This window comes from Oceanicola sp. S124 (assembly GCF_000220565.1).
Lineage (GTDB): Bacteria > Pseudomonadota > Alphaproteobacteria > Rhodobacterales > Rhodobacteraceae > Pseudooceanicola.
The window spans coordinates 1-17,662 of record NZ_AFPM01000011.1 but is presented as its reverse complement, the minus strand read 5'-3'; the positions used below and the strand labels follow the sequence as shown (position 1 = coordinate 17,662).

Below are 17,662 nucleotides of genomic sequence, written 5' to 3'. Positions count from 1 at the left end.
CACGCTCCCGGACCAGAATTTGGCCGCCTTTCCTGCGCCGTCTCGCATCATCACCAGGCTGAAAGTACTCCGGGGGAGTCTCCGAAGGAGACGGGGGCAGAGCCCCCCTGCCCCGCTGCCCAAAAGAAAAAGGGGCGCCCCGAAGAGCGCCCCCAAATTCCGGATGCGTACCGGGATCAGTCCTGCAGGACCACGATGTCCAGCGGCGGGAAGCCGTTGAAGCCGATCGACGCGTAGGTCGAGGTATAGGCCCCGCAGTTGCGGATGATGAACTTGTCGCCCGAGCGCAGGCCGAGCGGCAGATCGACCGGGCGCTTCTCGTAGAGCACGTCGGCGCTGTCGCAGGACGGGCCGGCCAGGATGCAGGGGCCATGGTCCTCGTGGTCGCGCTCGGTCAGGAACTGGTAGCGGATCGCCTCGTCCATGGTTTCGGCCAGGCCCGAGAACTTGCCGATATCCAGGTAGACCCAGCGGTGCAGGTCGTTTTCCGACTTGCGCGACACCAGCAGCACTTCGGCAGCGATGGCACCGGCCTCGGCAACCAGGCCGCGGCCCGGCTCTGCCATCACGTGGGGCACGTCGCCGAAGCGTTCGGAGATCAGCTCCATCACGCGGGCGGCATAGGCGGTCGGGCCCTGGATCTCTTCACCGTAGAAGGCCGGGAAGCCACCGCCGATGTTGAGCAGGGTCAGGTCGTGACCGGACTCGCGGGCGGCATGCCAGACGGCGGCCACCTGGTCGAGCGTGGCGGTCCACATCTCGGCGCGGCGGGTCTGGGACCCCACGTGGAAGGAGATGCCGACCGGGGTCAGGCCCAGCTCAACGGCGCGGTCCATCAGGCCGATCGCGCCTTCACGGGCGATGCCGAACTTGCGCGACAGCGGCCAGTCCGCTTCGGAGGCATCGACGATCAGACGAACGTATACCTGTGCGCTGGGTGCGTTTTCCGCAATCTTTTCCAGCTCTTCCGGCGCATCGGCCGCGAAGAGGGTGACACCTGCATGCCAGGCGAAGGCGATGTCGCGCGGCTTCTTCACGGTGTTGCCGAAGGAGATATGCGAAGGCTCGGCGCCCTGGGACAGGCAGAGCTCGATCTCGGCGCGGGACGCGGCGTCGAAGCCGGAGCCGAGGTTCACCAGGCGCTCGATGATCTCACGCTGGGGGTTGGCTTTCACGGCGTAGTGGATATGGGCGTGGCCCAGGCCTGCGGACAGGGCGTTGTACTGGGATTCCACGCGTGCAATGTCCAGCACCAGCGTCGGGCGCTCGAAATCGTTCTGCCGGATGAAGGCTTCAACGCGGTTTTGAGTGCGCACGGAGGCGCGGGCCGAGAAATCGGCAACGAATGCGTTCATGGTCATCTCCAATAGACCCGGCCATATATGACCGCTCAGTTCCAAGGGAGACGTTACCGTCGCTACATAACCGTAGAGGTTTCGCCTAGGCTCGCGGTCCTTAGACCGTCCGACCCAGAGGCTGCCCTTTCGCCAGAGGCGCGTGCGTTGGCGTCTTGAGCGGGCATATCGGGCGAAAAGAAGATTCGTTCAAGAGGGATTTTTTCACCGTGAGCAGATTTTTTCCGACCGCGATCTCGCCCTGAATCCCCTTGAAATTTGAGCAAATTTTCAAGGTTCTGGTGTGGCTCTATTTTTCGGAATCCGGGGCCATGCTCGGGGTCTTGCGCGCGCCGCAATGGCGGGGTGGCTTTCCGTCCACGGTCAGGGTCTCCGCACCGCAGAGGGGGCAATGAAAGAAGCTCTGGCCCTTCTGATCGCGGCTGCGGTCCATGCGCCAGCGGCAGCCCTTCACCGGCGAAGGGCCCCAGATCCACATGTAGACCAGGAAGATCGCGATACCGATGGGAATGAGAAGGATCATGGGCTGGGTCTGGACCGCGGCAGGGCGGAAGGCAAGGCTTCGGCGGTGGTGCCGCGGTCGCAGGCCGTGCCGGAAAAGACAAGCGCGCGGCCCCGAGGGAGAGGCCGCGCGCTGTCACATCACCGCGAAATGCCCTCAGGCGGCGACGGTGTAGGGAACGTAGTCCTCGCGCGTGTCGCGGGTCTGGGAGACCACGCGCGGCAGCGGGGTGAAGTATTCATAAGCGGCGTTGAGCGCATCCAGCGCAGCCTGGGCGCGGCGCAGCTCTTCGGTGCTGGGGGTCTTGGTGGTCATCGTCTTGCCTCGTCGTCTGTCACGTCGTCTCTCCCCGGTCGCCTTATGGCACAGGGTGCGGCGCAGGAGGTGGCGCATGTCGGAAGCCTCGCTATGCTGCGAGTGCAAAGGTGACGCTGCGGCGCAGCTTTCCTAACCCGGAAAGATCGCCCGCATCTGCCCGTCGAACCTGGCCCAGCTGAAGGCGGCCCGGTTGCCGGCAATGCCGTGGTAGTGCGACTGCCCCGCGGCATTGGGCAGGGCCGCCCAGATCCGGGCGAGGTTGTTCATGAAGCTGGCGCGGGGCAACTGCCCTTCAAGGAAAGCGCCGAAGCCCGCGTCTTCGAGCAGCTGGTCGGCCAGGGCGTCCTGAAGGGCCGGCGTGAAGCGGGTGGCCCCCGAGATCCCCAACCGGTCGATCAGCCCGCGCAGCGTGGCCGGTACGATCTGGTAGCGCCCGATGGCATGTTGCTGACCCGGGGTGGCACGGATCCAGGCGAAGATTTCGTCCAGCGTCATCAGGGTCGGCGGTTTCGGGGGCGGGATCCGAGCCTGGAACTGGACCGAGTCATAGCCCTTCGCCGGATCCGCCTCGACTGAAGCGATCAGCGCGCGCAGGCGTTCCACCTGGCTGCCGCCACGGGGCACGGGCCGCGCCGGGGCCACGCGCGCCCTGGGCGCGACAGGTTCGAAGAGCGATCCGCCCTGGCGGCCCCGGAACAGGCTGGGCCCGGCCGTGCCGGCCGCTTCCGGCGCGCTGCCCCCCTGCCCTGCCAGCACGGCGGGCCGGGCCTGCATCGGGCTGCCCCCCTGCAGCGGAGAGCCCCCCTGCAACATCGAATAGGCCAGCGCCCCGCCGGGAAGGCACAGACAGATGAAAAGGATCAGGGGCTTCTGCCACCAGGTCATGGGTCGGTCCCGCAGGGTTCGGTCTCCGGCAGACTGGCAGAGCGGGGTTAACAAGCCGTGGCCGGCAAAGCGAAAGCCCCGGGCCTTGCGACCCGGGGCTTTGCAATCGGACTGTCGGCTGCGCTTACACGGCGCGTTCGACCATCATTTCCTTGATATGCGCGATGGCCTTGGCCGGGTTCAGACCCTTGGGGCAGGTCTTGGCGCAGTTCATGATGGTGTGGCAGCGGTACAGCTTGAAGGGGTCTTCCAGCTGGTCCAGACGTTCGCCCGTGGCCTCGTCGCGGCTGTCGATGATCCAGCGGTAGGCGTGCAGCAGTGCGGCCGGTCCAAGGTAGCGGTCGCCGTTCCACCAGTAGCTGGGGCAGCTGGTCGAGCAGGAGGCGCACATGACGCACTCATAAAGACCATCCAGCTTCTTGCGGTCCTCGATGGACTGCTTCCACTCTTTCGCCGGACGGTTGGTCTTGGTTTCCAGCCAGGGCATGATCGAGGCATGCTGGGCGTAGAAATGCGTCAGGTCGGGGATCAGGTCCTTCACCACCGGCATGTGCGGCAGCGGGTAGATCGTGACATCGCCCTTCACCTCGTCCAGGCCGAAGATACAGGCCAGGGTGTTATGCCCGTCGATGTTCATCGCGCAGGAGCCACAGATGCCTTCGCGGCAGGAGCGGCGGAAGGTCAGCGTGGGGTCGATCTCGTTCTTGATCTTGATCAGCGCGTCCAGGACCATCGGGCCGCACTTGTCCATGTCGAGGAAGTAGGTGTCGACACGGGGATTGCCGCCTTCTTCGGGCGACCAACGGTAGATCTTGAACTTGCGGACATTGGTCGCGCCCTCGGGCTTCGGCCAGGTCTTGCCCGTGGTCATACGGGAGTTCTTGGGGAGCGTGAGCTGTACCATCTGGCGTCCTCCTTAGAACGTCCGCGCCTTGGGCGCGATTTTCTTGAGCGAGATGCCGCCCTCTGCCTCGGTCGTCAGCGGATCGACGACGATCGGACGGTAGGAAAGCTCGACCTTGTTGCCGTCGACGCGGCTGATCGTGTGCACACGCCAGTTCTCGTCGTCGCGTTCGGCGTAGTCCTCATGCGCATGGGCGCCGCGGCTTTCGTGGCGCGCCTCGGCGCCGACGATGGTGGCCATGGCGTTCGGCATCAGGTTGGCCAGTTCCAGCGTCTCCATCAGGTCCGAGTTCCAGACCAGCGAGCGGTCGGTGACCGAGACGTCGGGCAGCTTGGCCGCGATCTCGGTCATCTTCTCGACGCCTTCCTTGAGCGTCTCCGAGGCGCGGAAGACCGCGGCGTCGGACTGCATGGTGCGCTGCATTTCCAGGCGCAGCTCGGCGGTCGGGATGCTGCCCTTGGCATTGCGGAAGTAGTCAAAGCGGTCGAAGGCCTTTTCCACGGCGGCCTTGTTGGTCGCGGGAATGGCGGCGTTGCGGTCGACGACCTCGCCGGCGCGAATGGCGGCGGCGCGGCCGAAGACCACGAGGTCGATCAGCGAGTTCGACCCGAGGCGGTTGGCACCATGCACCGAGGCACAGCCGGCCTCGCCGACGGCCATCAGGCCGGGCACGACGGCGTTCGGGCTCTCGGCGGTCGGGTTTAGTACCTCACCGTGGTAGTTGGTGGGGATGCCGCCCATGTTGTAGTGGACCGTCGGCAGAACCGGGATCGGTTCCTTGGTCACGTCCACACCGGCGAAGATCTTCGCGCTTTCCGAGATGCCCGGCAGACGCTCGGCCAGGGCCTCTTTCGGCAGGTGGGACAGGTTCAGGTGGATGTGGTCACCGTGCTCACCCACGCCGCGGCCTTCGCGGATCTCCATGGTCATGGAGCGCGAGACGTAGTCGCGGGGGGCGAGGTCCTTGTACTGGGGCGCATAGCGCTCCATGAAGCGTTCGCCTTCGGAGTTGGTCAGGTAACCGCCTTCGCCGCGCGCGCCCTCGGTGATCAGGCAGCCCGAGCCGTAGATGCCGGTCGGGTGGAACTGGACGAATTCCATGTCCTGCAGCGCGAGGCCCGCACGGGCCACCATGCCGCCGCCGTCGCCGGTGCAGGTATGCGCCGAGGTGGCCGAGAAGTAGGCCCGGCCGTAGCCGCCGGTGGCGAGCACGACCATCTTGGCGTTGAAGACATGCATCGTGCCGTCATCGAGCTTCCAGCAGACGACACCGGTGCAAACGCCGTCGTCGCTCATGATGAGGTCGATGGCGAAATACTCGATGTAGAATTCCGCGTTGTTCTTCAGCGACTGGCCGTAAAGCGTGTGCAGGATGGCGTGGCCGGTCCGGTCGGCAGCGGCACAGGTCCGCTGCACGGCGGGGCCTTCGCCGAATTCGGTGGTGTGGCCGCCGAAGGGACGCTGGTAGATCTTGCCCTCTTCGGTGCGCGAGAAGGGCACGCCGTAGTGTTCCAGCTCGTAGACGGCCTTGGGGGCCGAGCGCGCCAGGTATTCCATCGCGTCGGTGTCACCCAGCCAGTCCGAGCCCTTGACGGTGTCGTACATGTGCCACTGCCAGTTGTCCGGGCCCATGTTCGACAGCGAGGCGGCGATGCCGCCCTGCGCCGCAACGGTGTGCGAGCGGGTCGGGAAGACCTTGGTCACGCAGGCGGTGCGCAGGTTCTGTTCGGCCATGCCGAGGGTCGCGCGCAGGCCGGCGCCGCCGGCGCCGACGACCACGACGTCGTAGTCATGAGTCTCGTATTCGTAAGCTGCAGTCATCTTGTTCTTCCTTACGCGCGAATTACAGGGCCAGCTTGACGAGGGCGAGCAGCGCGGCTGCGATCAGCACCCAGGCCAGGGCCTCGACGGCGACGATCAGCAACTTGCCCTTCACGCCGTGGACGTAGTCGACGACGGCGTCGACGGCCTCGGCCTTGAAGTGCAGCACGCCGACAACGGCGGTCAGGGCGGTGATGATCGCCGGGCAGGGACGCGCGAAATAGGCCAGCACCTCTTCATGGGTGCCGCCGAGCCCGGCGCCGAAGGTGAAGACGAAGAGCGGCACCAGCACCACCAGGGCGGCGGAGGTGATCATCATCTTCCAGTGTTCGTGGGTGCCGGTGCGGCCCGAACCCAGACCCGTGGCACGTTTGCGGTCGGTCAGAAAGCGCATGTGGGTCTCCTTATACCGCGATGATGGTGATGAGGGTCAGGACGGTGGCGCCGATGAACATGCCCCAGCCCATCTTCTCCGAGATGCCGACCTCGATGAAATAGCCGAGGTCCCAGACCAGGTGCCGCAGGCGGCCCAGCATGTGATACCAGATGGCCCAGGCGGCCAGGGTCATCAGCACGTCGCCGACGAAGCTGGTGAGCAGGCCGTCGACCACGGCGAAGGCCTCTGCCGAGGCGGCGGCCGCGAGCAGCCAGCAGATCAGCAGGAAGGCGGTACCCAGGGACGCGATCCCGGTGATCCGGACCATGATGGAAGACAGCGACGTCATTTGCAGACGGTAGTCTTTCCCAAGCATGAATGGAGAGAGTGGGCGGTTGCCCCGGTTCACATCGGCCATCGGCATGTCCTTTCCGGATTTCCCTTGGCCCAGCTTCTACCAGATCACCCGGCCTTGTCATCCTTCCGGAAGGGCGCTGCGCGGATAAATTGACAGAAACAACGATATCTTTTCGCGATTGTGATCACAGATTTTCATCGTGTGATCACGATTTGCGCCACATCAAATTCCGACTGATTTGCTTGGTTTTTCATTCTGATTCTGCCGCTCCCGCCGCGCATCACGATGCTGATACCGCTACCGGAAGAGCGCCCCTGCGCGCCTCGACATTGCCGGATGTTCGCGCCTCGGGGGCCCGTCATCCGCCCCCTGTACCAGCCCCGGGGCGGCACCTTTTCCGCGCCTGTCGGCGGACCGGGAAAGCCCCCGGCGCCGCCTTGTGCAACAGGGTCTTCAGTATTCGCCCAGCTTGATCTCGGGGCTGTAGGTGCCCTCGACCTCCTTCACCACGGCCTGGCCGCAGCGCATCGTGCCGTTGGCGGCGTCGAAGGCATAGGTCGGGTCGCCATGCAGCGTCCAGCCGGCGTTCAGCGCCCGGGTCACCTTGTGGCAGAAGGCCGAGGTGTCGTCCTCGGAGAGAAAGCGGTAGAGTTTCATCGGATCCTCACATCGGAAGCGGATTGGGGCCGACCAGCGAATGGATCAGCACGATGACCACATAGACCACCACGGTGATCACCGCGAGGATGACATCGCCCTTCAGCGTGCCGCCGATCGGGGCGACATAGCCGGGATGGCGGCGGTTGGTGACGATCCAGCCGGCCACGGCCCAGAGGATCATGCCGCCCCAGAGCAGGATCGAGGCGGCATCGCCGCGCACCAGCAGGTGCGCAACGCCCCAGACGATCGTGCCGGCGAACATCGGGTGGCGGACGTAGTGCTTCAGATGCCCCTTGGAATGGGCGCCACCGAAGAGCGCCACGGCAAAGAGCATCAGCAGGTTGTTCAGATGCTGGCCCCAGGCGGGCGGCGCATAGACGAAGATCGTCTCGGCCGAACGGTAGCCCAGCACCATCAGTGCGACGGCAAGGAAGGCCGAGACGGCGACGAGCCCCTTGGCGCTGCCCTCGGCCAGTCCCGCACGCAGGCCCGGAGTGTATTCCTTCATCAGGTGGGGCCAGGTCCAGAGGACGAGCCCGAGCAATATCAGTGCCATGAGAGGTGCCCTTGCTTAGGTGATCTGCGGCCACACTGATCCTGTCAGCCCGGCGGCGCAATGGCCTCGGCCCGGGCGAGGGTCTTTTTCGCCGTCTCGACATGCAGGTTCTCGACGATCTTGCCATCGACCACCGCGACGCCCTGCCTGCGCGCCAGCACCTCGTCGAAGGCGGCGATCTGGCGGCGCGCCAGCGAGATCTCGGCTTCGGAGGGGGCGAAGACGCGGTTGGCGATCTCGATCTGCGCCGGGTGGATCAGCGTCTTGCCGTCAAAGCCAAGGTCGCGGCCCTGGGCGCATTCCGCCTCGAGCCCCGCCGCATCGGTGAACTGGTTGTAAACGCCATCGGCGGCGATCACCCCATGGGCACGGGCGGCCAGCAGCATGGTCTGCAACGCCATCTGCAGCGGCAGCCGGTCGGGGCGGTCACGGCTTCCCAGCTCTTTCGCCAGGTCGTTGGTGCCGGCGACCAGCCCCTGAACGCGGGGATGGGCCGCGATCTGCTGCGCGTTGAAGATCGAGAGTGGGGTCTCCATCATCGTCCAGATCGGACAGTCGCAGAGGGCGGCCAGCCGGTCGATATCGGCCACCGTGGCGACCTTGGGCAACAGCAGCGCGTCGATATCGGCATCCCTCAGGGCCGCCACGTCGTCGGCGCCCCACCCGGTGTCCAGCCCGTTGATCCGCACGATCCTGGCGCGCGCGCCGTAGCCGCCCTGCTCCAGCGCCGCGCAGAGGGTCCGGCGGGCGTCGTGCTTGGCATCGGGCATCACCGCATCCTCGAGGTCGAAGAGGATCGCGTCCACCGGCAGGCTGCGCGCCTTGTCCAGCGCCCGCTCCTTCGAGCCGGGAATATAGAGAAGAGAGCGATAGGGCCGCAGGGTCGGGTCCATGGCGTTGCCTCCGGGCGGACAGATTTGCCCAGAGGTCGCATCTTCCCCCGCAGAAGTTCAAGGCATTTCAGGGCGATCCGTCAGGTTTGCACCGCATCGCCCGCCCCGGTTGCCCGTACATCTTTCTCCGTCGCGGGCCGTTAACCGAAAGTCAGGATGTTGTCCGCCATGCTGGACAGGCGCCGGACCGGCACAGGTGCGCGCAGGCATCGGGGATTGTCGGCCCCCGGGCGGGTTCCGCCCGGATCGCAACGGTCCGGCCCTCTGGGCTTCGGATCCCCATTGAAAGGCAACAGGATGATCCACCCGGCCTCCTCCCCCGCCCGCCTTGCCCTTTGCGGCAGCCTTCTGGCGCTCGCCCTCGGCACCCCTCCGGCCGCGGCGCAACAGCCCCCGCAAAGCAGCTGCGCGCCTCGCGACGTGGTGGTCGAACGCCTCGCCGAAGGCTACGGCGAGACGCGCAAGTCCATCGGTCTCGGCTCCAACAACGCCATGGTCGAGGTCTTCGCCTCGGACGACAGCGGCACCTGGACCATCACCATGACCACGCCCCAGGGCATCACCTGCCTGATCGCCAGCGGCAAGGCCTTCGAGACGCTGCGCGAGGCGCTGCCGGTCGACGACCAGGACGCCTGACCCCCGGGCCGACGCTTCGGCGGCTGCCCGGGCGGTCTGCGACGGCAGCCACGCAGGAGGAGCCCGGGGTCATCGCAGGGTGGCGAGGCCCCCACGCGGAAGCCCAGGGCGCACGCGTCGGTTCCCTTGCCGGAAGGGGTCGGGGCAGACCAGGGTGTTGCCGCCGATCGCTGGACCACCGGGCACCGCTGCACCGCTGCACCGCGCCCGGACTGGTGCGAGGTGACGCGCCGCCGCGTCGGCCTGCCGGCAGCCCCAACCGTCCCCGCGCCTTCGCAGCTTTCCCCCAGACCATTAACCTTTTCCCCATGCCCCGCTTGAAGTCACGTCGCGGCCTCGACGCGACTTGTGGAAAGAATCGCACACCATGGGTCACTGTGGGCGCTAACATGCCCATCAGGGCAGCAGATCCTGCTTCCGCGGCCCATGCCCCGCAAGTGACCAGCGCCCCCGGCCGGCGAGGACCTGCGTATCCTACTGAATTGATTTTAAAAACATTCTCATCATTCCCTCACCGCCCCTTCGGCATCCCTCAGCCGCTCGACCCTTGCGTCCGTCATCCAAAGGGCCTACCCCCATCCTCGACGTTTCAACCGGACCGGAGACAGATCCAATGGCCAGACCCAAGATTGCCCTGATCGGCGCGGGCCAGATCGGCGGCACGCTCGCCCATCTCGCAGCCCTCAAAGAGCTCGGCGACGTCGTCCTCTTCGACATTGCCGAAGGCACCCCCGAGGGCAAGGCGCTCGACATTGCCGAATCCGGCCCCTCGGAAGGCTTCGACGCCAAGCTGAAGGGCACCCAATCCTACGCCGATATCGCCGGCGCGGATGTCTGCATCGTCACCGCCGGTGTGCCCCGCAAGCCGGGCATGAGCCGCGACGACCTGCTGGGCATCAACCTGAAGGTCATGAAGTCGGTCGGCGAAGGCATCCGCGACAATGCCCCCGACGCCTTCGTCATCTGCATCACCAACCCGCTCGACGCGATGGTCTGGGCACTGCAGCAGTTCTCGGGCCTGCCCGCACACAAGGTCTGCGGCATGGCCGGCGTGCTGGACTCGGCCCGCTTCCGTCACTTCCTGTCGGTCGAATTCGACGTCTCGATGAAGGACGTCACCGCCTTCGTGCTGGGCGGCCACGGCGACACCATGGTGCCCTCCGTCCGTTACTCGACCGTTGGCGGCATCCCGCTGCCCGACCTGGTCGAAATGGGCTGGACCACCCAGGAGAAGCTGGACGCCATCGTGCAGCGCACCCGTGACGGCGGCGCCGAGATCGTCGGCCTGCTGAAGACCGGCTCGGCCTTCTATGCGCCCGCAACCTCGGCCATCGAGATGGCGGAAGCCTACCTCAAGGACCAGAAGCGCGTCCTGCCCTGCGCCGCCTATTGCGACGGCGAGATCGGCGTGAAGGGCATGTACGTCGGCGTGCCGACCGTGATCGGTGCCGGTGGCGTCGAGAAGATCATCGACATCAAGCTCAACAAGGAAGAGCAAGAGATGTTCGACAAGTCCGTGGCCGCCGTGAAGGGCCTCGTGGAAGCCTGCAAGGGCATCGACAGCTCGCTGGCATAAGCCGGGACAGCATCTGCATCGGAAGGGCCGCCCCTCGGGGCGGCCCTTTTCACGTCCAGATGCCGCAGGTCTCGAACAGACAGGTGGCGCTCGTGCTCGCGGTCGCGCGCATCGCGGCGTTCGCCGAAGCGCGGTTGCGGAAGGGTGTCCGGCATCGGCATCTCGAAGAACTGAGCATCGCCCCCCGCGCTGATCGTCGCCTGCGGCCGATTGCGCCAACCCCGCAGCAATCGCGCGTTCCCCTCCGGGCGACAGCGCCGGTCATCGTCGCAGTGGATCAGCCCCTGTCCGCGCAGCTCCTCCGCCGCGAAGAGAACCTTGGTCGCCGCCTCCAGGCCTTACTCGGCGCGGCAGATGCGCCCCCCGCGGCACTTCGGGCACGCGTCCGTCCCGGTCCGGGAAACGCCGATGGCGCTTCGGACTGCAGGGCCGGATCTCGCCGGCACGGCGGCGTTGCTGCAGCAGGGCCTGCAGCGGGCCGACCAAAGAGGCAAAACGAAGATGAATGGCGACAGGCTGACGACGAGCATCGACGCTCCGGGGCAGACTGGAGGACCCCGTTCTGCCGCCCGGCTTCGCATCCAGCAGAATTCTGCCTAAACTGGATCAAGTCGGTGCCGTTCCGAATCTTGGAATTGGCGAAAAGACCGCGTGGTCAGTGCCCGGAACGACAGTGGGACAGCTTTGTGATCACACGAATTAAACGCGTGATCACAAAGTTCAGAAAATCGGCGGAATTTGTCCGGAGCCTGCAAAAACAGGTTCATCGGCAGGTAAGACTGTGCCACTACCGATGGCAATCGTAGCAAACGAGGGTTGGAATTCATGAACATCCATGAATATCAGGCGAAGGCTATCCTTCGCGAATATGGCGCGCCGGTCTCCGACGGCCGCGCGGTCCTGAAGGCCGACGAGGCCAAGACCGCCGCCGGTGAGCTGGACGGCCCGCTCTGGGTGGTCAAGGCTCAGATCCACGCGGGCGGCCGCGGCAAGGGTAAGTTCGTCGAGGAAAGCGCCGGTGAAAAAGGCGGTGTCCGCCTGGCGAAATCCGTCGAGGAAGCCGAACAGGAAGCCAAGAAGATGCTTGGCAAGACCCTGGTGACCCACCAGACCGGCCCCGCCGGCAAGCAGGTCAACCGGATCTACATCGAAGCCGGTTCCGACATCGAGCGCGAGCTTTACCTGGCTCTGCTGGTCGACCGTCAGACCTCGTCGATCTCGGTCGTCTGCTCGACCGAAGGCGGCATGGACATCGAGGAAGTGGCCGCCGCCACCCCCGAGAAGATCCTCTCCTTCTCCATCGATCCGGCCACCGGCTACGCGCCGTTCCACGGCCGCAAGGTCGCCTTCGCCCTCGGGCTGAAGGGCGCCGCGATGAAGCAGTGCGTCAAGCTGATCGGCGATCTGTATCGTGCCTTTACCGAGAAGGACATGGAACAGCTGGAAATCAACCCGCTGATCGTCATGCCCGACGGCAACCTGAAGGTGCTGGACGCCAAGGTCGGCTTCGACGGCAACGCGGTCTACCGCCACGCCGACATCGCCGCCCTGCGCGACGAGACCGAGGAAGACCCCAAGGAACTGGCGGCCTCCAAGTACGACCTGAACTACATCGCGCTGGACGGTGAGATCGGCTGCATGGTGAACGGCGCAGGCCTGGCCATGGCAACCATGGACATCATCAAGCTCTACGGCGCAGAGCCCGCGAACTTCCTCGACGTCGGTGGCGGCGCCACCAAGGAGAAAGTCACCGAGGCCTTCAAGATCATCACCTCCGATCCCAACGTGAAGGGCATCCTGGTGAACATCTTCGGCGGTATCATGCGCTGCGACATCATCGCCGAGGGCGTCATCGCCGCGGTGAAGGAAGTCGGCCTGCAGGTTCCGCTGGTCGTGCGCCTGGAAGGCACCAACGTCGAGAAGGGCAAGGAGATCATCGCGACCTCCGGCCTGAACGTCATCGCGGCAGACAACCTGTCCGACGGTGCCGAGAAAATCGTTAAAGCAGTGAAAGGCTAATCAGATGGCAGTTCTCGTTGACGAAAACACCAAGGTCATCTGCCAGGGCTTCACCGGCTCGCAGGGCACCTTCCACTCTGAACAGGCGATTGCCTACGGCACCAAGATGGTCGGCGGCGTGACCCCCGGCAAGGGCGGCACCGAGCACCTGGGCCTGCCCGTCTTCGACGGCGTGGCCGAAGCGGTCGAGCGCACCGGCGCCAATGCCTCGGTGATCTACGTTCCGCCGCCGTTCGCGGCCGACTCGATCCTGGAAGCCATCGACGCAGAGATCCCGCTGATCGTCTGCATCACCGAAGGCATCCCGGTTCTGGACATGATGAAGGTGAAGGCCGCGCTGAAGAACAGCAAGTCCCGCCTGATCGGCCCGAACTGCCCCGGCGTGATCACCCCCGGCGCCTGCAAGATCGGCATCATGCCCGGCCACATCCACAAGCGTGGCTCGGTCGGCGTCGTGTCCCGTTCGGGCACCCTGACCTACGAAGCCGTGAAGCAGACCTCGGACGCGGGCCTCGGCCAGTCCTCCGCAGTCGGCATCGGCGGCGACCCGATCAAGGGCACCGAGCACCTGGAAGTGCTGGAAATGTTCCTGAAGGACCCGGAAACCGAGTCGATCATCATGATCGGCGAGATCGGTGGCTCGGCCGAAGAGGAAGCCGCGCAGTTCCTGGCTGACGAGAAGAAGAAGGGCCGCTGGAAGCCGACCGCTGGCTTCATCGCCGGCCGCACCGCCCCTCCGGGCCGCCGCATGGGCCACGCCGGTGCCATCGTTGCCGGTGGCAAGGGTGGCGCGGAAGACAAGATCGAAGCCATGAAGTCGGCCGGTATCGTTGTCGCTGACAGCCCCGCCGGTCTCGGCGAGGCCGTGCTGAAGGCCATCAAGGGCTGAGGCCCCGGCGCCGGGCCACTGGCCCCGCCACCACGTGACCGGCGTGGGCCGCATCGCAAAATCCGCGATGCGGCCCTTGCCACCCCGTCAGAGGCCCCCACATGGGGAATGAGATCATGTCACGCGCGCAAGCACAGCCGGAACCCTGCCCGCCAGAGGAGCCATGCCAATGAGCTTCTCCGACGCCGTCCGCACCTGTTTCCGCAAGTATGTGACCTTCTCCGGCCGGGCCTCGCGGCCGGAATACTGGTATTTCGTCCTTTTCGGCATTCTCGGCTCGATCCTGATCGGCATCGTCGAAGGCCTGCTGTTCGGCACCGCCGAGATCAGCACCGGCCACGGCTCAATCGAGGCCACTTCGGACGGCCCGCTCTCCGCGATCTTCTCGCTGCTGCTGATCCTGCCGACGCTCTCGGCCGGCTGGCGGCGGATGCATGACAGCGGGCGCAGCGGCCTCTACCTGCTTTATCCGATCATCGCGGTGATCGGCACGGCGTCCTATGCCGCCTTCATCGGCGGACTCAGCTTCGACGGCGTGATCTCCGAGGGCATGGCCTCGCGGTTCGACGGCCTGGCCGGCGGCGTGCTGGCCCTGGCAATTGCGGTCTGCGCCTTCTCGCCCTTCATCGTGATCTTCTGGCTGACCCGACCCTCGCAACCGGGCGAGAATGCCTGGGGCCCCGCCCCCGCCGGGAGGACCGCCGCATGATCCCCGAAGGTTACTCTCCTCCCTCTGCCGCGCCACCCGGGCGCTGGCCCCGACCAGCCGCCCGGCGCAAGTCGCGCCCCCTCTCCTGCCCCGTATCCGCCCCTCAGGTGACCAGATGAACGACCAGAGCCCGAACGATCTCTTCCATGCTTCCAGCTTCATGCAGGGGCACAACGCCGCCTATCTCGAGCAGCTCTACGCCCGCTGGGCCAACGACCCCTCGGCGGTCGATGCCGCCTGGGCCGAGTTCTTCGCCAATCTCGGTGACGCCGGCGAGGATGCCAAGGCCGAGGCCGAAGGTCCCTCCTGGGCCCGCAAGGATTGGCCCCCGCAGCCCAACGACGACCTGACCGCGGCGCTAGACGGCATGTGGCCGGCCGCTGCCGAGGGCAAGGACGCGGGTAGGAAGATCAAGGAGCAGGCTGCCGCCAAGGGCGTCGAGGTCTCGGACGAGGCGGTCAAGCGGGCGGTGCTGGACAGCATCCGCGCCATCATGCTGATCCGCGCCTACCGGATCCGTGGCCACCTGGCCGCGGACCTGGACCCGCTGGGCATGAAGGACGCCGTCGCCCACCCCGAGCTGGACCCGAAGTCCTACGGCTTCAACGATGCCGACATGGATCGCCCGATCTTCATCGACAACGTGCTGGGGCTGCAGATCGCCTCGATGCGCCAGATCGTCGACATCGTGAAACGCACCTACTGCGGTACCTTCGCGCTGCAGTACATGCATATCTCCAACCCCGAGGAAAGCGCCTGGCTGAAGGAGCGCATCGAGGGCTACGGCAAGGAGATCACCTTCACCCGTGAAGGCCGCCGCGCCATCCTGAACAAGCTGGTCGAGGCCGAGGGCTTCGAGAAGTTCCTGCATGTGAAGTACATGGGCACCAAGCGTTTCGGCCTTGACGGTGGCGAGGCGCTGATCCCGGCGATGGAGCAGATCATCAAGCGCGGCGGCAACCTGGGCGCCCGCGACGTGGTCATCGGGATGCCGCACCGGGGCCGCCTCTCGGTGCTGGCCAACGTGATGGGCAAGCCCTACCGCGCAATCTTCAACGAATTCCAGGGCGGCAGCTTCAAGCCCGAGGACGTGGATGGCTCGGGCGACGTGAAATACCACCTCGGCGCCTCTTCGGACCGCGAGTTCGACGGCAACACCGTGCACCTGTCGCTGACCGCCAACCCCTCGCACCTGGAAGCCGTGAACCCGGTGGTGCTGGGCAAGGCCCGCGCCAAGCAGTTCCAGAACAATGACGCCGACCGCACCAGCGTCATCCCCGTGCTGCTGCACGGCGACGCGGCCTTCGCGGGCCAGGGCGTTGTGGCCGAATGCTTCGGCCTCTCGGGCCTGGTGGGTCACCGCACCGGCGGCACGATCCACATCGTCGTCAACAACCAGATCGGCTTCACCACCGCGCCGCACTTCAGCCGCTCCAGCCCCTATCCGACGGATATCGCGCTGATGGTCGAGGCGCCGATCTTCCACGTCAACGGCGATGACCCCGAGGCCGTTGTGCATGCCGCCAAGGTGGCCACCGAGTTCCGCCAGAAGTTCCACAAGGACGTGGTGATCGACATCTTCTGCTACCGTCGCTTCGGTCACAACGAAGGCGACGAGCCGATGTTCACCAACCCGATCATGTACAAGAACATCAAGGGTCACAAGACGACCCTCAGCCTGTACACGGATCGCCTGGTCAAGGACGGTCTCATCCCGGAGGGAGAGATCGAGGACATGAAGGCCGCCTTCCAGGCCCACCTCAACGAGGAGTTCGAGGCCGGCAAGGAATACAAGCCCAACAAGGCCGACTGGCTGGACGGCAAGTGGTCGGGCCTCGAGCGCGAGAAGGAAGACTACCAGCGCGGCGAGACCGCGATCAGCGAAGAGCTGATGGCCGAGGTCGGCAAGTCGCTGACCAGCGCGCCGGACGGTTTCCCGATGCACAAGACCGTTGCCCGCCTGCTGGAAGCCAAGCAGAAGATGTTCGACAGCGGCGACGGCTTCGACTGGGCGACGGGCGAGGCGCTGGCCTTCGGCTCGCTGCTTGCCGAGGGCTACCCGGTGCGCCTGGCGGGCCAGGATTCCACCCGCGGCACCTTCTCGCAGCGTCACTCGGCGCTGATCAACCAGGAGACCGAAGAGCGTTACTATCCGCTCAACAACATCAAGCCCGGTCAGGCCCGCTACGAGGTCATCGACTCGATGCTGTCGGAATACGCGGTGCTGGGCTTCGAATACGGCTACTCGCTGGCCGAACCGAACGCCCTGGTGATGTGGGAAGCCCAGTTCGGCGACTTCGCCAACGGCGCGCAGATCATGTTCGACCAGTTCATCAGCTCGGGTGAATCCAAGTGGCTGCGGATGTCGGGCCTGGTGATGCTGCTGCCGCATGGCTACGAAGGCCAGGGCCCCGAGCACTCCTCGGCGCGCCTCGAGCGCTTCCTGCAGATGTGCGGCCAGGACAACTGGATCGTCGCCAACTGCACCACGCCGGCCAACTACTTCCACATCCTGCGCCGCCAGCTGCACCGCAGCTTCCGCAAGCCGCTGGTCCTGGTCACGCCGAAGTCGCTGCTGCGCCACAAGCTGGCGATCAGCAAGGCCGAGGATTTCACCACCGGTTCCAGCTTCCACCGCGTCCTCTGGGACGATGCGGAACGCGGCAACTCGGACACCAAGCTGGTGGCGGACGACAAGATCAAGCGCGTCGTCATGTGCTCGGGCAAGGTCTACTACGACCTGCTGGAAGAGCGTGACGCCCGCGGCATTGACGACGTCTACCTGCTGCGGGTCGAACAGTTCTATCCCTTCCCGGCGATCTCGCTGGTCAAGGAGCTGGAACGCTTCAAGGGCGCCGAGATGATCTGGTGCCAGGAAGAACCGAAGAACCAGGGCGCCTGGTCCTTCATCGAACCCAATATCGAGTGGTGCCTGCAACGCATCGGTGCCACCCACCAACGCCCGCGTTACGTGGGCCGCGTCGCCTCGGCGTCGCCCGCAACCGGCCTGGCCAAACAGCATAAAGCCCAGCAGGAGTCGCTTGTCGACGAAGCGCTGACCATCGAAGGAAACTAAGTCCCATGAGCACCGAGATCCGCGTCCCCACGCTTGGGGAATCCGTTACCGAAGCCACCGTCGCCACCTGGTTCAAGAAGCCCGGTGATGCGGTCGCCGTCGACGAGATGCTCTGCGAGCTAGGAAACC

At 65.6% G+C, this 17,662-nt stretch carries 18 protein-coding genes; 7 read left to right on the top strand and 11 right to left on the bottom strand.

Annotation, left to right across the window (positions count from 1 at the left end; translation table 11 throughout):
- Positions 1 to 176: 176 nt before the first annotated feature.
- The 11 genes from OS124_RS0100970 to OS124_RS0100920 all read right to left on the bottom strand — a co-directional run bounded on the left by OS124_RS0100970 (position 177) and on the right by OS124_RS0100920 (position 8,628).
- On the bottom strand, positions 177 to 1,355 hold the full coding sequence (locus tag OS124_RS0100970; protein ID WP_010137384.1) for a type III PLP-dependent enzyme: 1,179 nt from the start codon (positions 1,353 to 1,355) through the stop codon (positions 177 to 179).
- 289 nt (positions 1,356 to 1,644) lie between these two features.
- The gene (locus OS124_RS23310; RefSeq protein ID WP_010137383.1) at positions 1,645 to 1,878 is read right to left on the bottom strand and encodes a hypothetical protein; all 234 of its coding nucleotides are present in this window, start codon (positions 1,876 to 1,878) and stop codon (positions 1,645 to 1,647) included.
- Between the two features lie 135 nt (positions 1,879 to 2,013).
- Positions 2,014 to 2,172, bottom strand: a complete 159-nt coding sequence (locus tag OS124_RS27170) for a hypothetical protein (RefSeq protein WP_168161414.1) — start codon at positions 2,170 to 2,172, stop codon at positions 2,014 to 2,016.
- Between the two features lie 132 nt (positions 2,173 to 2,304).
- Complete coding sequence (locus tag OS124_RS0100955) at positions 2,305 to 3,060, bottom strand: hypothetical protein (RefSeq protein WP_010137382.1); 756 nt, start codon at positions 3,058 to 3,060, stop codon at positions 2,305 to 2,307.
- Between the two features lie 124 nt (positions 3,061 to 3,184).
- Positions 3,185 to 3,964 (bottom strand): succinate dehydrogenase iron-sulfur subunit, encoded by a 780-nt coding sequence (locus tag OS124_RS0100950; RefSeq protein ID WP_010137381.1) that lies wholly within the window; start codon positions 3,962 to 3,964, stop codon positions 3,185 to 3,187.
- 12 nt (positions 3,965 to 3,976) lie between these two features.
- Positions 3,977 to 5,785, bottom strand: a complete 1,809-nt coding sequence (gene sdhA / locus OS124_RS0100945; protein ID WP_010137380.1) for a succinate dehydrogenase flavoprotein subunit — start codon at positions 5,783 to 5,785, stop codon at positions 3,977 to 3,979.
- Between the two features lie 22 nt (positions 5,786 to 5,807).
- A complete protein-coding gene (locus tag OS124_RS0100940; RefSeq protein WP_010137379.1) occupies positions 5,808 to 6,179 on the bottom strand; it encodes a succinate dehydrogenase, hydrophobic membrane anchor protein in 372 nt (123 codons plus the stop codon).
- 10 nt (positions 6,180 to 6,189) lie between these two features.
- Positions 6,190 to 6,579 (bottom strand): succinate dehydrogenase, cytochrome b556 subunit, encoded by a 390-nt coding sequence (sdhC, locus tag OS124_RS0100935; RefSeq protein WP_029375079.1) that lies wholly within the window; start codon positions 6,577 to 6,579, stop codon positions 6,190 to 6,192.
- 393 nt (positions 6,580 to 6,972) lie between these two features.
- Entirely contained in the window at positions 6,973 to 7,176 is a 204-nt protein-coding gene (locus OS124_RS0100930) for a DUF1737 domain-containing protein (protein WP_010137377.1), read from the bottom strand.
- Between the two features lie 7 nt (positions 7,177 to 7,183).
- The gene (locus OS124_RS0100925; RefSeq protein ID WP_010137376.1) at positions 7,184 to 7,735 is read right to left on the bottom strand and encodes an NnrU family protein; all 552 of its coding nucleotides are present in this window, start codon (positions 7,733 to 7,735) and stop codon (positions 7,184 to 7,186) included.
- 44 nt (positions 7,736 to 7,779) lie between these two features.
- Positions 7,780 to 8,628 carry an HpcH/HpaI aldolase/citrate lyase family protein gene (locus OS124_RS0100920; protein ID WP_010137375.1) on the bottom strand — a complete coding sequence of 283 codons (849 nt, stop codon included), beginning with the start codon at positions 8,626 to 8,628 and terminating at the stop codon, positions 7,780 to 7,782.
- A gap of 297 nt (positions 8,629 to 8,925) precedes the next feature.
- On the opposite strand from OS124_RS0100920, the gene OS124_RS0100915 reads away from it, so the two are divergent.
- The 7 genes from OS124_RS0100915 to OS124_RS23305 all read left to right on the top strand — a co-directional run.
- Complete coding sequence (locus OS124_RS0100915) at positions 8,926 to 9,264, top strand: hypothetical protein (protein WP_010137373.1); 339 nt, start codon at positions 8,926 to 8,928, stop codon at positions 9,262 to 9,264.
- Positions 9,265 to 9,877: 613 nt separating this feature from the next.
- Entirely contained in the window at positions 9,878 to 10,840 is a 963-nt protein-coding gene (gene mdh, locus OS124_RS0100910) for a malate dehydrogenase (protein ID WP_010137372.1), read from the top strand.
- A gap of 825 nt (positions 10,841 to 11,665) precedes the next feature.
- Positions 11,666 to 12,859, top strand: coding sequence for an ADP-forming succinate--CoA ligase subunit beta (sucC, locus tag OS124_RS0100900; RefSeq protein ID WP_010137370.1), 1,194 nt, complete (start codon positions 11,666 to 11,668; stop codon positions 12,857 to 12,859).
- Between the two features lie 4 nt (positions 12,860 to 12,863).
- Positions 12,864 to 13,748 (top strand): succinate--CoA ligase subunit alpha, encoded by an 885-nt coding sequence (gene sucD / locus OS124_RS0100895; RefSeq protein ID WP_010137369.1) that lies wholly within the window; start codon positions 12,864 to 12,866, stop codon positions 13,746 to 13,748.
- A gap of 169 nt (positions 13,749 to 13,917) precedes the next feature.
- The gene (locus OS124_RS0100890) at positions 13,918 to 14,457 is read left to right on the top strand and encodes a DUF805 domain-containing protein (RefSeq protein WP_010137368.1); all 540 of its coding nucleotides are present in this window, start codon (positions 13,918 to 13,920) and stop codon (positions 14,455 to 14,457) included.
- Between the two features lie 115 nt (positions 14,458 to 14,572).
- Positions 14,573 to 17,533, top strand: coding sequence for a 2-oxoglutarate dehydrogenase E1 component (locus OS124_RS0100885; RefSeq protein WP_010137367.1), 2,961 nt, complete (start codon positions 14,573 to 14,575; stop codon positions 17,531 to 17,533).
- Between the two features lie 5 nt (positions 17,534 to 17,538).
- Positions 17,539 to 17,662: biotin/lipoyl-containing protein (locus OS124_RS23305; protein ID WP_010137366.1), on the top strand; the 124-nt coding region annotated here is incomplete at its 3' end.

Bases quoted from the DNA above. Each gene is read 5' to 3' on its own strand.
- OS124_RS0100970 (WP_010137384.1), bottom strand. From the start codon at position 1,355: ATGAACGCATTCGTTGCCGATTTCTCGGCCCGCGCCTCCGTGCGCACT.
- OS124_RS23310 (WP_010137383.1), bottom strand. From the start codon at position 1,878: ATGATCCTTCTCATTCCCATCGGTATCGCGATCTTCCTGGTCTACATG.
- OS124_RS27170 (WP_168161414.1), bottom strand. From the start codon at position 2,172: ATGACCACCAAGACCCCCAGCACCGAAGAGCTGCGCCGCGCCCAGGCT.
- OS124_RS0100955 (WP_010137382.1), bottom strand. From the start codon at position 3,060: ATGACCTGGTGGCAGAAGCCCCTGATCCTTTTCATCTGTCTGTGCCTT.
- OS124_RS0100950 (WP_010137381.1), bottom strand. From the start codon at position 3,964: ATGGTACAGCTCACGCTCCCCAAGAACTCCCGTATGACCACGGGCAAG.
- sdhA (WP_010137380.1), bottom strand. From the start codon at position 5,785: ATGACTGCAGCTTACGAATACGAGACTCATGACTACGACGTCGTGGTC.
- OS124_RS0100940 (WP_010137379.1), bottom strand. From the start codon at position 6,179: ATGCGCTTTCTGACCGACCGCAAACGTGCCACGGGTCTGGGTTCGGGC.
- sdhC (WP_029375079.1), bottom strand. From the start codon at position 6,579: ATGGCCGATGTGAACCGGGGCAACCGCCCACTCTCTCCATTCATGCTT.
- OS124_RS0100930 (WP_010137377.1), bottom strand. From the start codon at position 7,176: ATGAAACTCTACCGCTTTCTCTCCGAGGACGACACCTCGGCCTTCTGC.
- OS124_RS0100925 (WP_010137376.1), bottom strand. From the start codon at position 7,735: ATGGCACTGATATTGCTCGGGCTCGTCCTCTGGACCTGGCCCCACCTG.
- OS124_RS0100920 (WP_010137375.1), bottom strand. From the start codon at position 8,628: ATGGACCCGACCCTGCGGCCCTATCGCTCTCTTCTCTATATTCCCGGC.
- OS124_RS0100915 (WP_010137373.1), top strand. From the start codon at position 8,926: ATGATCCACCCGGCCTCCTCCCCCGCCCGCCTTGCCCTTTGCGGCAGC.
- mdh (WP_010137372.1), top strand. From the start codon at position 9,878: ATGGCCAGACCCAAGATTGCCCTGATCGGCGCGGGCCAGATCGGCGGC.
- sucC (WP_010137370.1), top strand. From the start codon at position 11,666: ATGAACATCCATGAATATCAGGCGAAGGCTATCCTTCGCGAATATGGC.
- sucD (WP_010137369.1), top strand. From the start codon at position 12,864: ATGGCAGTTCTCGTTGACGAAAACACCAAGGTCATCTGCCAGGGCTTC.
- OS124_RS0100890 (WP_010137368.1), top strand. From the start codon at position 13,918: ATGAGCTTCTCCGACGCCGTCCGCACCTGTTTCCGCAAGTATGTGACC.
- OS124_RS0100885 (WP_010137367.1), top strand. From the start codon at position 14,573: ATGAACGACCAGAGCCCGAACGATCTCTTCCATGCTTCCAGCTTCATG.